The sequence below is a fragment of the Agromyces protaetiae genome, assembly GCF_030866785.1.
GTDB classification, from domain to species: Bacteria; Actinomycetota; Actinomycetes; order Actinomycetales; family Microbacteriaceae; genus Agromyces; species Agromyces silvae.
This window is the reverse complement of the sequence record NZ_CP133018.1, coordinates 1,987,265-2,000,245: the sequence shown is the minus strand read 5'-3', so window position 1 is coordinate 2,000,245 and position 12,981 is coordinate 1,987,265. Positions and strand designations below refer to the sequence as shown.

The 12,981-nt window shown below is 65.7% G+C and carries 14 protein-coding genes; 7 read left to right on the top strand and 7 right to left on the bottom strand.

What is annotated here, in order from left to right; all coding sequences use genetic code 11:
• Positions 1 to 16: 16 nt before the first annotated feature.
• Positions 17 to 1,408, top strand: a complete 1,392-nt coding sequence (locus QU602_RS09215; protein ID WP_308799989.1) for a DUF2252 domain-containing protein — start codon at positions 17 to 19, stop codon at positions 1,406 to 1,408.
• A gap of 65 nt (positions 1,409 to 1,473) precedes the next feature.
• On the opposite strand, the gene QU602_RS09210 is transcribed toward QU602_RS09215, so the two are convergent.
• Together QU602_RS09210 and QU602_RS09205 are read right to left on the bottom strand one after the other, a co-directional pair.
• Entirely contained in the window at positions 1,474 to 2,205 is a 732-nt protein-coding gene (locus tag QU602_RS09210) for a class I SAM-dependent DNA methyltransferase (RefSeq protein WP_308799988.1), read from the bottom strand.
• 347 nt (positions 2,206 to 2,552) lie between these two features.
• Positions 2,553 to 3,317, bottom strand: coding sequence for an SDR family oxidoreductase (locus QU602_RS09205; protein WP_308799987.1), 765 nt, complete (start codon positions 3,315 to 3,317; stop codon positions 2,553 to 2,555).
• An 83-nt stretch (positions 3,318 to 3,400) separates the two neighbouring features.
• Here QU602_RS09205 and QU602_RS09200 point away from each other — a divergent pair, with 83 nt between their 5' ends.
• A complete protein-coding gene (locus QU602_RS09200; protein ID WP_308799986.1) occupies positions 3,401 to 4,213 on the top strand; it encodes a carbon-nitrogen hydrolase family protein in 813 nt (270 codons plus the stop codon).
• A gap of 148 nt (positions 4,214 to 4,361) precedes the next feature.
• Complete coding sequence (locus tag QU602_RS09195; RefSeq protein ID WP_308799985.1) at positions 4,362 to 5,243, top strand: sigma-70 family RNA polymerase sigma factor; 882 nt, start codon at positions 4,362 to 4,364, stop codon at positions 5,241 to 5,243.
• Positions 5,244 to 5,291: 48 nt separating this feature from the next.
• On the opposite strand, the gene QU602_RS09190 is transcribed toward QU602_RS09195, so the two are convergent.
• The 4 genes from QU602_RS09190 to QU602_RS09175 form a co-directional block, all read right to left on the bottom strand.
• A complete protein-coding gene (locus QU602_RS09190; RefSeq protein ID WP_308799984.1) occupies positions 5,292 to 5,669 on the bottom strand; it encodes a hypothetical protein in 378 nt (125 codons plus the stop codon).
• A gap of 48 nt (positions 5,670 to 5,717) precedes the next feature.
• Complete coding sequence (locus QU602_RS09185) at positions 5,718 to 6,266, bottom strand: PadR family transcriptional regulator (RefSeq protein WP_308799982.1); 549 nt, start codon at positions 6,264 to 6,266, stop codon at positions 5,718 to 5,720.
• A 117-nt stretch (positions 6,267 to 6,383) separates the two neighbouring features.
• Entirely contained in the window at positions 6,384 to 6,938 is a 555-nt protein-coding gene (locus tag QU602_RS09180) for an AAA family ATPase (protein WP_308799981.1), read from the bottom strand.
• 96 nt (positions 6,939 to 7,034) lie between these two features.
• On the bottom strand, positions 7,035 to 8,192 hold the full coding sequence (locus QU602_RS09175; RefSeq protein ID WP_308799980.1) for a LacI family DNA-binding transcriptional regulator: 1,158 nt from the start codon (positions 8,190 to 8,192) through the stop codon (positions 7,035 to 7,037).
• Positions 8,193 to 8,305: 113 nt separating this feature from the next.
• Here QU602_RS09175 and QU602_RS09170 point away from each other — a divergent pair, with 113 nt between their 5' ends.
• Both QU602_RS09170 and QU602_RS09165 read left to right on the top strand, forming a co-directional pair.
• Entirely contained in the window at positions 8,306 to 9,100 is a 795-nt protein-coding gene (locus QU602_RS09170) for an SDR family NAD(P)-dependent oxidoreductase (protein WP_308799978.1), read from the top strand.
• Positions 9,097 to 10,803 (top strand): glycoside hydrolase family 13 protein, encoded by a 1,707-nt coding sequence (locus tag QU602_RS09165; protein WP_308799977.1) that lies wholly within the window; start codon positions 9,097 to 9,099, stop codon positions 10,801 to 10,803. Before QU602_RS09170 ends, QU602_RS09165 begins: the two co-directional genes overlap by 4 nt.
• Before the next feature lie 52 nt (positions 10,804 to 10,855).
• On the opposite strand, the gene QU602_RS09160 is transcribed toward QU602_RS09165, so the two are convergent.
• Entirely contained in the window at positions 10,856 to 11,326 is a 471-nt protein-coding gene (locus tag QU602_RS09160) for a TetR/AcrR family transcriptional regulator C-terminal ligand-binding domain-containing protein (protein WP_373692909.1), read from the bottom strand.
• Between the two features lie 344 nt (positions 11,327 to 11,670).
• Here QU602_RS09160 and QU602_RS09155 point away from each other — a divergent pair, with 344 nt between their 5' ends.
• Together QU602_RS09155 and QU602_RS09150 are read left to right on the top strand one after the other, a co-directional pair.
• Positions 11,671 to 11,934 carry a hypothetical protein gene (locus tag QU602_RS09155; RefSeq protein WP_308799975.1) on the top strand — a complete coding sequence of 88 codons (264 nt, stop codon included), beginning with the start codon at positions 11,671 to 11,673 and terminating at the stop codon, positions 11,932 to 11,934.
• Between the two features lie 80 nt (positions 11,935 to 12,014).
• Complete coding sequence (locus QU602_RS09150; RefSeq protein WP_308799974.1) at positions 12,015 to 12,950, top strand: NmrA/HSCARG family protein; 936 nt, start codon at positions 12,015 to 12,017, stop codon at positions 12,948 to 12,950.
• Positions 12,951 to 12,981: the final 31 nt, after the last annotated feature.

Genomic DNA, 12,981 nt, shown 5'->3' with positions numbered 1-12,981 from the left:
GCGGTAGCCTGCCCACATGGGCAACGGCGAGCGACGGTCCTCCGCGAATGAAGCCGGGCGCCGGGTGCGCAAGCGTCTGCCGCGGCGAGGCTTGGCCGAGCTGGTCCTCCCCGTCGACCGGGATCCCCTCGGCATCCTCGAGGAACAGCACGCGTCGAGACTGAAGGATCTCGTGCCGGTGCGGGTGGGACGGATGCTGCAATCGCCGTTCTCGTTCTACCGCGGCACGGCGGCCGTCATGGCGGCCGACCTGCGCCGTGCACCCACCACCGACCTCGAGGTCGTCTCCTGCGGCGACGCCCACATCTCGAACTTCGGTTTCTTCGCCTCGCCCGAACGCGCGCTCGTCTTCGACCTCAACGACTTCGACGAGGCCGGCGTCGCGCCGTGGGAGTGGGACGTGCGCCGGCTCACCGCGAGCGTGTACCTCAGCGGACGCGACATCGGCCTGAGCGAGGACGGATGCCGCGACGCGGCCTTCGCCGCCGCTGACGGGTACCGCGAGATGTTGCGGGGCTATTGCCGCCTCTCCACGCGGGAGCGCTACTACACCCGGGTCGACACGTCCTCGGTCGCACGTCACCTCGGGGAGAAAGGCGAGCGGACGGTCCGCAAAGCAGCGAAGAAGGCCCGCGCACGCACGTCCGAGCGGCTCCTGCAGCGCCTGACGACGATTTCGGTCGACGGCGGCATCCGCATCGTCGATCAGCCTCCCATCCTGCGCCACGTCGACCACGCGACCTTGGGCGAGGTCACCGACCTCTTTACCCAGTACCGCGCGACCCTGCGCGAGGACATCGCGTTCCTGCTGGAGCAGTACCGCGTGGTCGACTTCGCCCTGCGGGTCGTCGGTGTCGGCAGCGTCGGCACCCGCTGCTACCTGCTCGCAGTCGAGGGCCCCACCGGCGACATGCTGTTCCTCCAGGCCAAGGAGGCTCCGCCGTCCGTCTTGACGACGTACGGGGGCCGGCGATCGATCATCCCCGGTCGCCCCGGCATGACCGACTTCATCGAGGGCCACCGCGTCGTCGCCGCCCAGCGGATCCTGCAGGCGAACTCCGACCTGTTCGTCGGATGGATCCGCGGCTGGGCCGGTGACTCCGCGGACCGGTATCGGGTGGACTACTACTGGCGGCAGTTCCGCGACATGAAGGGGTCGATCGAGCCGGACACGCTCGACGCCGACCAGTTCCGCTCGTACGGTGCGCTGTGCGCCGCGCTCCTGGCTCGGGCGCACGGGCAGTCCCCCGCCTCGGCAGCGATCGTGGGCTACCTCGGCCGATCCGAAGAATTCGCCGAGGCGACAGCGGAATGGTCGGCCGCGTACGCCGATGTCGCCGAGGCCGACTTCGAGCTGCTGCGCCGAGCCGTCGCATCCGGACGCCTCCCGGCGGAGACCGGAGTCTGACCGCGGTTCGGGGCGCGTACCGTCGGCGGGCCCTCTACCGAAACGACCCTCTCGCAGTCGTACCCCTAGGGCTTGATCCAGACCGATACGTGGTGCTCTGATTCGTGAGTGAAGGCGGTCTTGTCCCAGCTCTCCCAGCGGGACTCGAGACGCATTCCCGAGATCTGCGCCATGAGGTCCAGCTCGGCCGGCCAGACGTACCGTTGCGGCGTTCGAAAGGACCTCGCTCGTCCCTCGTCGTCGACGTTGAGATGATGCGACACCAGCGACTGGGTCACCAGGTCGTACTCATCGACGCCGATGTAGTGGTGGGACATGGAGAACGTGACGAACCGCTCGCCGGGAGGCAGTCTCCGCAACGCCGGGACTCCGACTTCGATGACGAACCGACCGCCTCGCTTGAGATGGCGAGCGGCATTGACGAAGCACGCAGTCTGCTGGTCCTGGGAAGTCAGGTTCCCGATGGTGTTGAAGACCAGATAGACCAGATCGAACGCTCCCGGGACCGTTGTCGTCGCCATGTCCCCGATGACGACGTTGATCGTTTCGCCGCCTTCGCGCTCACGGAGGACGTCCGCCATCGCCGCGGACAACTCGATCCCCTCGACGTGCACCCCGCGACGCGCCAGTGGCACCGCGACCCGGCCGGTTCCGATCGCGAACTCCAGCGCTGACCCGCCGGACGACAACTTCGACAGGACGTCGACGGTCGGTATCAGGACCTCAGGGGCATACATATGCTCGATGTCGGCGTCGTACGAACGCGCGACATCCTCGTCGAACACTCCGTCACTCATGAATCCTCGTTTCGTCGTTTCCTCGTCCCGCAGGATCTGCCACCGTCACCGAGAACGTCACGGTCCTGGCGATGGCTCGATCCCTGGCCTCTGCTCTGGCTACCCGATCGGGGTCTGCGAGAAAGCTCGAGAGAGCTGCATCGTCCGGAAAACGGAACAGTTGGACCTCGTCTGGGCCATCTCCCGTTCCTGATCCGAACGCCCGCAGCAGCAATCCCGCACCATGCCGGGGCAACAGCTCGATCACTGAATCCTCGTACTCACGAAGTTCACGGCGTGCGCCATCTCGTGCCCAAAGCAGACAACACAGCGTGAGCTGAGCACTCTCCCCCTCCGTGACCGACATCTCAGACTTTCTGCTCGACCGCGGCGCGCGCCACAAGGTATTCCGACCACGGGATGCCGCCTCTCATCACTCCGGGTAGCGCAAGGTTGTCTCCAGCCTTGTACGCACGCCCGATCGCCCCGCTCAATGGCACACGAAGCGGACGGAATCGCCGCTGACGCAACTTGAGGAGCGGCCTGACGATCTCCTCGACATCCATCACGGCGGGCCCGGCAATGTCTCGTGCGCGGCCAGACGGTTCTCGCAAAGCGATCTCAGCAACGTACGCGGCCACCTCCGAGACGTCAACCGGCTCGAATCGAAGCCCAGACGGAAGTGGCACGAACGGGAGCTTTGCCATCGATCCGATCGTCTTGAGGATGAAGTCGTGGAATTGCGCCGCGCGAACGATGCTGTACGGAACCCCTGAGTTTGCGAACTCTTCCTCGGCCCGCGCCTTCGCGCGGAAATAGCCGATCGGCATGTGATCCGCCCCAACGACGGAGATCAGCACGAGATGCTCGACTCCGGCAGCCTTCGCAGCGGCGGCGATGTTGCGCGCGGCGACGTCGTCGCCTTTCGCACCTCCGGCGAGATGCAGAACCGTCTCCATCCCGGCAACCGCCTCAGCCAGGTTGTCGCCCTTGACCGTGTCTCCCCGGAAGAACACGACACCGTCTGAGTCCGAACGGGGCGACCGCGTGAGCACACGGGGGTTGACACCAGCCTCCTGCAGGTGCGGGAGGACGTGTCGTCCGAGATTTCCGGTACCGCCGGTGACGAGCATGTTTCGCATTGATTCTTCTCCCTGTCTTGTCACGCCGACCTGCCGGGCGTCGTCAGAGTGTTGACGAGGAGGAGGTGCGAACCGTGACACAAGCGGCAGAGAGCGCAACACTTGATCTGTCTGGAGAGGCGTCCGTGCCGACACGGCGCAGCGAGACGTTGCTCATCGCTCTTGCCCAGCCGGCGACGAGTCCGTCGGACATCGCAGGCAATGCTGAGCGCCACGCGGAAGCCATTCGTTCCGCACAGGCGAGATTGATCCTGTTTCCAGAGCTCTCGTTGACCGGGTATCGCCTGCAGGCACCAGCTCTGGAGCTCGACGACCCACGCCTGCAACCTCTCATCGACGCCGCCCGCGACTGTCGGTCGATCGCGATCGTGGGCGCGCCGACGCGAGATGGGGAGGGGAGGGAGTTCATCAGCAGCATCAGGGTGCACGACGGAAGCGCCGACGTCGTCTACCACAAACGCACGCTGCACGCCCCTGAGTTGAACCGGTTCGCCCCGGGCCGTGCGGCTCGGACCATCACGGTCGACGGCTGGAAGGTCGGAATGTCGATCTGCAAGGACACCAGCGCAAGCGTCCACACGTCGGACCTCGCGAGGCTCGATGTCGATCTGTACGCGGCGGGAGTCGTCCACTCCCCGGAGGAGTTCGATGAGCAGTCCGCTCGCGGGTTCGTGGCGGCCCGCGCGTGCCGTGCCTATGCGGCGTTCGCGAGTTTCGCTGGCCGAGCCGGCGCTGTCTACCCACACACGTGCGGTCGCTCCACGATCTGGGGGCCAGACGGCGAGGTGCTCGCCGCCGCAGGTGACCAGACCGGAGAAGTCGTACGCCACCAACTGACTTCCTCACGGCTTTCCGCCACACGCACACCTGCGGCCAACTGCTCGTAGTACCGCCGTCGGGCCCATCTCAGCCTCGGCAGTTGATGACGCACCAGTCGGCTGCGTAGGTTGGTCGCCACGAGGAGCGCCCGACCTCGTCACGTTTCCCGAGGACTCGCCGTCAAGTGAGTGACGGAGCAGATAGGCGAACGACGACATGACCGATCCTCGAATTCTGGCGCGTTGGTATGAAACGCAGCGCGGTCGGCTCACGACCATCGCGTACAACCTCCTCGGCGACGCGTCCGAGGCGGAAGACGTCGTGCAGGAAGCCTGGCTGCGCCTGCAACGGACGACGCCCTCAGACATCGACAATCTCGCCGCATGGATGACGACCGTGGTGTCGCGTCTCAGCCTCGACCTGCTCCGTTCCTCGCGACGTCGGCACGAAGGCCCACTGTTCGCAGAGGACTGGGCACAGGTCGCGAGCACTCCCGCAACGCCAGAAGACGAGATCGCGGAGGCGGATCACGCAGGCGTGGCACTTCTTGTCGTTCTCGATGCCCTCAGCCCTGCAGAGCGTCTCGCGTTCGTGCTGCACGATGTCTTCGGATTGACCTTTGGTGAGGTCGCGCAGGTCCTCGGACGGAACGAGGCTGCGGCCCGCAAGCTCGCTTCGCGCGCTCGATCGCGCGTCCGCGAGAGCGCGCCGCACAAGGCCGTGACGCGCGCGCACGGAAAAGTCGTCGAAGCGTGGTTGCTCGCCGCGAAACACGGCGAGTTCGCCGCGCTGCTGGAGTTGCTCGATGAGGGAGCCGTACTCCACGCGGACTACGGATCTCACAGTGAGACGATTCGAGGGGCACGAAGCATCGCCGAGAGGGCGGCGCTATCCCAGCGCCTCGCCTCGAACTCCCGCACCGTGCTCGTGAACAGACGGCCGGCAGTCGCAGCCGTCGTCAACGGTCGGATCGTCTCAGTCATGATCTTCGAGATTATGGGCGAACGGATACGGACCCTCGAGGTCATCGCCGGTGGCGCCCGACTCAACGAGATCGCGGGACTGCACGAAGCGATCGGTCTCATCGAACGAGACTGACGGCGTCGCCTGAGGCGTCAGCTCCCAGCGCTCGTGGGGTCGTCGGGTTCAGCTGAGTGCGACGATCAGCGTCGCCACGGCAAGCGCAGCACAGGTCGGCGTCATGACGAGTCTCTCAGCGCGGCTGCGAGAGATGAGGTTCATCATCGTGCCGACGACGAAGTAGCCGAGAAGCACCCAAGTGAGCACCACGACCACGGTGCTCTCGTCGCCCTCGAGCGCCCCCGCCCGCGCCAGCAGCACCCATGCGAAGGCGGCGTACACCAACACCGAGATCGCGCTGCCCACGCGGAGTCCACGCGGCAGGACTCGGTGCCCGCCGCCCCACACGAGGCGACCGTATGGCAGGCCCGCGGCGACCATCAGCTGGAGCACCGAGAGGGCGGCGAGCAGCACGATCGAGACGATGACGGCGATCAAAACCATGAGGGACTCCTTCGGCGTGAGTGGGTGCGCACTCGCGGGACCAGCGATTCAGACCTTCGGCGAATGCAGAGACTCGGGCGTGGCGGCGAGCTCAGCGAGCCACGCCGCCGCCAGTGCATGGGAGCGGATGCCGTAGTCCAGCGTCGCGCGGCGATAGCGCGCGATCTCATCCAGCGACTCCGGCACGTGCGTCTCGCTGAGCCGGGCCGCGAGGTCTTCGAGCGCCGCCGCGTCGGTGTCGATCCGACGCCGCAACTCTGCGATACATCCTGCGCGATCCACCTGGGGCAGGCTGCCCAGCAGATACACCCTGGCGAGCATCGTCGGCTCCGGATCGGAGCCAGTCAGTGGCGCCAGCATCCATTCGCGCCACGCGTCGCGCCCTGTAGAGGTGACCGTGTACAGCCGCTTGCGTCGAGCCGACCCCTCTTCGGCGGCACTCGTCGCCCAGCCGAGGGATTCGAGCTGCTCGAGTGCACGCTGGATGCTGCCGAAGCTGGCGGCGTAGAACAGCGAGATGCCGCCGGTGAACCGCTTGTGCACGTCGTAGAGCGACAGCGCGCCCTCAAGAAGGACGCCGAGGATGAGGAATCGCACACCCGTAATGTACCTCATAGGTATATAGCGCTTCAACGGGCGCGGCCGTCCCGCGTGACTACGAACTGTCACCCATCGGCGCAGCAGACCCCCACGACCCCTAACGGGGTCGAAACCTCACGAATGCGTGAGCAAGAACTGTTCGCTGGCGACGGCGTGCTGAACTGCGGCGAGAGTTTCGTCCGACTGCTGCGTGGTCGTGTTGATGACGTGCCGCTCAAGCGCACCCAAGTCGGCGAACTGATCCCACAATCCAGTCACCTGCCCCTCGTCGACCAGCGCGTCAGGTGCAGTTCGCGCTTGCGCACGCCGCAAGGCTTCTTCGCGGCTGGGACGCAAGACAACGTAGTGCAGCCGTGGCCTCACCGACTCCTCATAGGCGTCGCCCAGCTGAAAGTGCGGAAGCATCCACGGTCCGATGATCCCATCGACGACGGTCGTGAAGCCGCCCACTGCATATGTCCAGGCTGTCCGCTGGATCGCAGCCATCACCATCTCGTTCTGCGCATCGGCCTCCGGCAGATAGGGAGCGATGCCGCCGGAAACGATCACGTGCCAGAAGTCATCGGTGTGCAGATGAGCAGACAACGGATACCCAGCCGCCAGGCTCCGCGCGGTCGTTGTCTTCCCCGACCCCGGCGAGCCGGTCAGAAGGATGACGTCCGCACACATGACCTCCAGCGTAACGAGCGGGACCACGAGAAACGACCCTCGGTGACGACGAAACCCTGATGAGAAACATCTTCTCACCAGCGTTTCTCGGTCGGGCTAACGAGGTCTGTTTTCAGGACATCGACGACAGCTGTGTCGGGACATCGACGACATCGCGGATGTGTCGAGACATCGACGACACTCGCGCATGCCGAACATGAGCGTCTCTTGTCGCTCAGGTCGCTCGTCATCACGCGAATCGGCTCGATCTCCCTGGACCGCGTGGCGCGAAGCGCCCGAGCTTCGCCTGCTGATGAGTTCCACGCGAAGCGTGGGGATCTGCGGTATCGGCTTGTTCTCGAGTAGGCGCAGGAGCATCCTTGCCGCGAACTCGCCAGACTGTTCGAGAGGTTGTCGCACCGTTCCGAGGCCGAGGATGCGGGCAACCGGGCTGTCATCAAAGCCGATGACCGCAAGCTCTCTGGGAACTTCGATCCCCAGCGTCGCCGCGGCCTGCAGGACAGCTGCCGCTCGATCGTCATCCGAGGCGAAGATCGCGGTTGGTGCTTCCGGTCTCGTCAGCATCGAGACTGCGACTCGCGCGGCGTCGTCGGGACCGCTATCGACACGCAAGACCTGAGCCTGGACGTCGATTCCCTTGCTCTCAAACGCGGAGGAGAACCCTCTCCAGCGACGCGAAGATGGCGAAGTTGCTTGGACCGTGGACTCACCGAGAAATCCGAGAAAGGTGTGTCCCATTTCAAGAAAGTGCTCCGCGGCCAGTCGGCCGCCGACCTCATCGTCCGTGGAGATGGAGGGGAACTGTGGGTGGCTCGTATCGAGGAGCACGGTCGGGAGATGGCGGGCAAGAAGCCGCGCTGCGGTGGGTGCGTCGAGCGGAAGGCTGACCACGACGACGCCGTCGACCCGTCCACGCACTGGGATTGTCGAGAGTACGGCGTCTCCGGAGATCGTTGCAGAGGGGTGGTCGTAGAGAAGGACTTCGACGTTCTCACGTTGGGCGGCGCTCACAATTCCCGCAACGCGACGAGAGGCAGCGGCGTGGGATGAGAACGGCGCCACCACCGCGATCGTCTTGATTCCGAGACGCGCCCGAGCGACGGCTTCCGCTCGTGGCGAGAAGTCGAGTTCATCTATCGCAGCGAGGACCTTCTGCCTCAGTGCCTCGGAGACCGTCGTCGGCCGGTTCAGGACACGCGACACCGAAGCGGGGCTCACACCTGCCGCGCGCGCCACATCGTAGATAGTCGCCACTCTCCACCTCGCTTGAAACAGGTTTCACCGGATTCTTGCATACACCGACATCCTCATCTGACACTGGCCTCGGCCTCAGCTTCGGCACCGCGCTCAGCGCAGATTGGACACTCATGCACAGCACCGCTTCATCCGCGGGAGCCGTGGTCGTGACCGGAGGCGGGCACGGCATCGGGCGGGCGATCGTCCAACGCCTGCTCGCGGATTCCGCACACCTTGTCCTCATCGAGTTCAATGAGGCAGCGGCATCGAGGCTGCGAAGGGAACTCGATCCGGCGCACGCAAGCATCATCACCGGGTCGGCCAGCGACGAGGCCATCGCCTCCCACGCGATCGAGGTGTCGCGCGAACACGGCGGACTGAGCGGCTGGGTCAACAACGCCGCGGTCTTCGCCGACGTGCAGCTGCAGGACGCCGACGCGGACAGCTTCCTGCGCTCCGTGGACGCCAACGTCCGCCCGGTAGTCGTGGGCTGCCGGAGCGCGATCACCGAGTTCAGGGCCATCCACCGACCAGGGACGATCGTCAATCTCTCTTCGCATCAAGCAGCCCGGGCTGTTCCCGGAGCGGCCGGATATGTCACCGCCAAAGCGGCGATCGAAGGCTTCACGCGTGCCATGGCCGTCGACCAAGGTCCCGCCGGGATTCGCGTGAACGCCGTCGCCCCGGGCTCGATCGTCACGGAAAGGTACACCGCCTACCTCGACTCTCTGCCGAGCGCCGATGCCGCCCGCGCCCGCGCCGCCAATGACGCCGCCCACGCTTTGCACCGCGTCGGACGCGCAGCCGAAGTCGCCGACGTGGTGCGCTTCTTACTGTCCGATGAGTCCAGCTTCATTACGGGCGCGACGATCCCGGTGGACGGCGGCCGCACCGTCCTCGCCGTTGACGCGGAGGTCCGACAATGAGCGGCGGCGAGCGTCAAGAGGACTGGTGGCGCAACGCCGTCATCTACGAGATCTACCCGCGCAGCTTTCGCGACAGCAACGGCGACGGCGTTGGCGACATCCCCGGGATGACGATGCAGCTGCCCTATCTTCGCGAACTCGGTGTCGACGCGGTCTGGGTGACGCCGTGGTACGCCTCGCCGATGGTCGATGGCGGCTACGACGTCTCAGACTTCACGGCTATCGCCGAGGCATTCGGAACACTCGAGGACGCCGTCACATTCATCGACGAAGCGCATCGACATTCGCTGCGGGTCATCATCGACCTTGTCCCGAACCACACCTCCACGCGCCACCCCTGGTTTCAGCAGGCACTGGGGGCCGCTCCCGGCGCGCCAGAACGCGACCGGTACTGGTTCCGGCCTGGGCGCGGCATGGAAGGCGAGCTGCCGCCGAACAACTGGCGTTCGGTCTTCGGCGGACCGGCCTGGTCGCGGGTCACCGACGCAGGCGGCACCGACGACGAGTGGTACCTGCACCTGTTCGCCCCCGAGCAACCCGACCTCAACTGGACCAACGACAACGTCCGATCCGAGTTCGACGAGATCCTTCGCTTCTGGTTCGACACAGGCGTGGATGGATTCCGAATTGACGTCGCCCACGGCATCACCAAGAACCCTGAGCTCCCCGACATCGAGTCCAGTGCAGGGCGCCACGAGAGCGCCTTGGACCCGCTCGAAGTCTCGGGGGCGGCAATCACCGCTCGGCATCCCCACTGGGACCGTGACGAGTCGCACGGGATCTTCCAGCGCTGGCGTGCCATCGCGGACTCCTACCCGCCGGCGGGCCAGCGCATCTTCGTCGCAGAAGCCTGGCGCCTGCGACCGAACGGCCTGTCCCGGTACCTCGTTTCCGATGAACTCCACACCGCCTTCAACCTCGACTTCCTCGGACTCTCCTGGAGCGTTGATGACATCCGCCGTCGCATCACCGACCACCTTGCTCTCGTCGAAATGGTGGGAGCACCGGCCACCTGGGTGCTCGGCAGCCACGATGTCCCCCGCGTCGTCACCCGACTCGGTCACGAGAGCCACTGGGCGCATCGAGGCCTCGACCCGAGCGGTACCGGCACAGACCTGCAGCAGGGACTGCGCCGCGCACGGGCAGCCGCTCTACTCATCCTCGCGCTTCCCGGCAGCTGCTACATCTATCAAGGCGACGAGCTCGGACTGCCCGAGGTCGAAGATCTTCCCGATGATCGCCTCCAAGACCCGATGTGGACCCGCACCGGCCACGCGGTGCGCGGACGCGATGGATGCCGCGTGCCTCTCCCATGGCGGCCGGACGCGCCCGGCTTCGGCTTCACCACGGGCGAGCCGTGGCTCCCCATCCCCGCGTCCTGGGCGTCCCTCAGCGTGAGCGAGCAACGCGCCGCTCCCGACTCCACGCTCTCGCTGTACCGCACAGCGATTCAGCTGCGCAAGCAGCACCTCGATGCGACAGGCGCAGAACTGCGCTGGACTGGCATCGACACAACTCCCGGCGCACCCGACGCACCCGACGTCCTTATCTTCGAACGCGGCACCCGATTCCGGTGCGTCCTCAATCTCTCCAGTACCGCCGCCATCGCCATCCCCTCTGACTACACCCCGATTCTCTCCAGCGTTCCCTTGGAAGACGGCCTCATCGCGCCTGACACCAGCGTCTGGCTCACGAAGGAGTGAGACATATGCTTTCGATCTTGACCACGATCCGGCAGCTCGGTGCCGAAAACCCCTAGCGGGAGCGGCGTTCCAGGAGCGGAAGCACCGCTTCGTCGACGATTCGTTCGAAGTCGGCGCGGTCGATGGGGTGGCCTGTAATCTGCGGCAGGCTGGTCAGGAGTCCGACGACGACTGCGAGGTCGATCGATGCTGTCGGCCAGTCTGAGTCGGCCGGTTCGTGCACGGCTGTCCTCATCGCTGCAGCGGTCGCGTCGATGAAGCGGGTACGTAGCGCGTCGACGAGCTCGGTCTGATCGAGGCCGCTGCCGAGAAGAGCGCTGATGACGCGCTGACGGCGTGGGTCCATGCAGCCCGAGGCCGCAATGATGCCCTCGATGAGGTCGTGGCGCTCGTTGCCTGTGGTGGCTGGGGCGCTGGCGAAGGTGATCGTGTCGACTGCATCGGCGAGCAGATCGGGGAGGTTTCCCCACCGCCGGTACACGGTGGATTTGCCGACGCCCGCGCGAGCGGCGATCGCTTCCATGCTGATCGCTCGGGGACCCTGCTCGCTGATCAGGTCGAGGGTGGCGTCGAGAATCTTCGTGTCGCGCCCGAGGTCACGTGTGCGCCCCACGGTGCCTGCAGGGCGCTGGCGCAGCGGTGTCGTGGGATCAGCAGTCATGGTGTCTCCAGAGTAGCGGGGGGGCGGGCAGGCGTCCGGGGGTGAGGGTGTGGAGAAACTCTCCCCGTTTCGATACTACTCCGTTTCGATACGGTATAGTTCCAATCGGTCCTGAGGTGTGGCACAGCGAGAGCGACGCACAGCGCGAGGCGAGGCCCCAACCGATCGCGCACGTCCGATGTGCGCGCACTGATGAAGGAGAAACCATGTTGAGCTTCGACAACCGCGTCGCGATTGTGACGGGAGCAGGTCGAGGCGTCATTTCTACGGCACGGTCGGAAAGCACCCTCAACGGCAGCAACCTCGTCGTCGCGGCGGGGAGAGTGGAGCTCATGACCTTCGGGAAGAACGAGGGGTTCGTTGATCGCGAGCTGACCGCCGAGTCGATGCAGGCCAACCTCGATTCGCTCCTTGATACGACCACCAACACGGTCCTGCCCTGCGAACGCTTCCACGCCTCGATCGACTAGCGCCCAGCAGACCGTAAGGCGACACCGGCACCGACCAATCGGGGCGAGTGCCCGTTCATTCACGATGAGAGAAGAAAGCAATGACTGAAACCAAGAAGGTGCTGGTGACCGGGGCTACGGGAATGCAGGGTGGTGCCGTTGTTCAGGCGCTCCTGCGCCGGGGCCACTCCGTGACGGGGTTCGTGCGCACTCCCGAATCAGCGCCCGCCCGGGCGCTCGCACAGCAGGGCGTCGAATTGGCGACCGGAAACCTGGAAGACCTGGCTTCCTTGGAAACGGCCAGCGCGGGGCATGACGCGGTGTTCTCCGTCCAGCTGTTCCTCGCCGACCCAGCAGACTTTGACTCCGAGCAGCGACAGGCCCGGAACGTCGCGACGGCAGCCAAACGCGCCGGCGTGACCCAGCTCATCCACACGTCCGTGTCGGGCACCGGGTGGCGTAGCCGCTACCCGGGTTACGAGCAAGCCGATCTGTTCCGGGCGTACTGGGACAACAAGGAGGCGGCGGAGGATGCGGTGCGCCAGTCGGGCGTCGACCGCTGGACGATCTTCAAGCCGGCCTGGTACATGGACAACGTGCTCCCCGGAAAGCGTCCCGACATGTTCCCCGACCTTCCCGAGGGACAGCTCGTGACGGCCACGGGTCCGCAGACCGCGATGGCTCTGATCAACGCGGAAGACCTAGGTGCCGCCGTCGCGGCTGCGGTCGTCGACCCCGACACGTTCCACGAAGCCGAGATCGAGTTCGCCGGCGACGTGCTCACGTTTCGCGAGATCGCCGAGACAATCTCCGCAGCCGCGAACCGGAAGATCACGGCCGTCTTCCGCGCTCCTGAGGAATGGGAGCAGGTCACCGGGACACCCTATGCAGACGGTCGACACTGGGACGACGTTGTCGGCTACCCGGCGCGCCCTTACCACGCCGACCGCTACGGACTGACCACGACAACCATGAAACAGTGGGCGGCGCGACAGGACTGGAGACTCCCGATCGTCGAGGGCGACGGCGCGCTGTGAAAGCCGTAGGGTTCACCGAGCACGGAGGCCG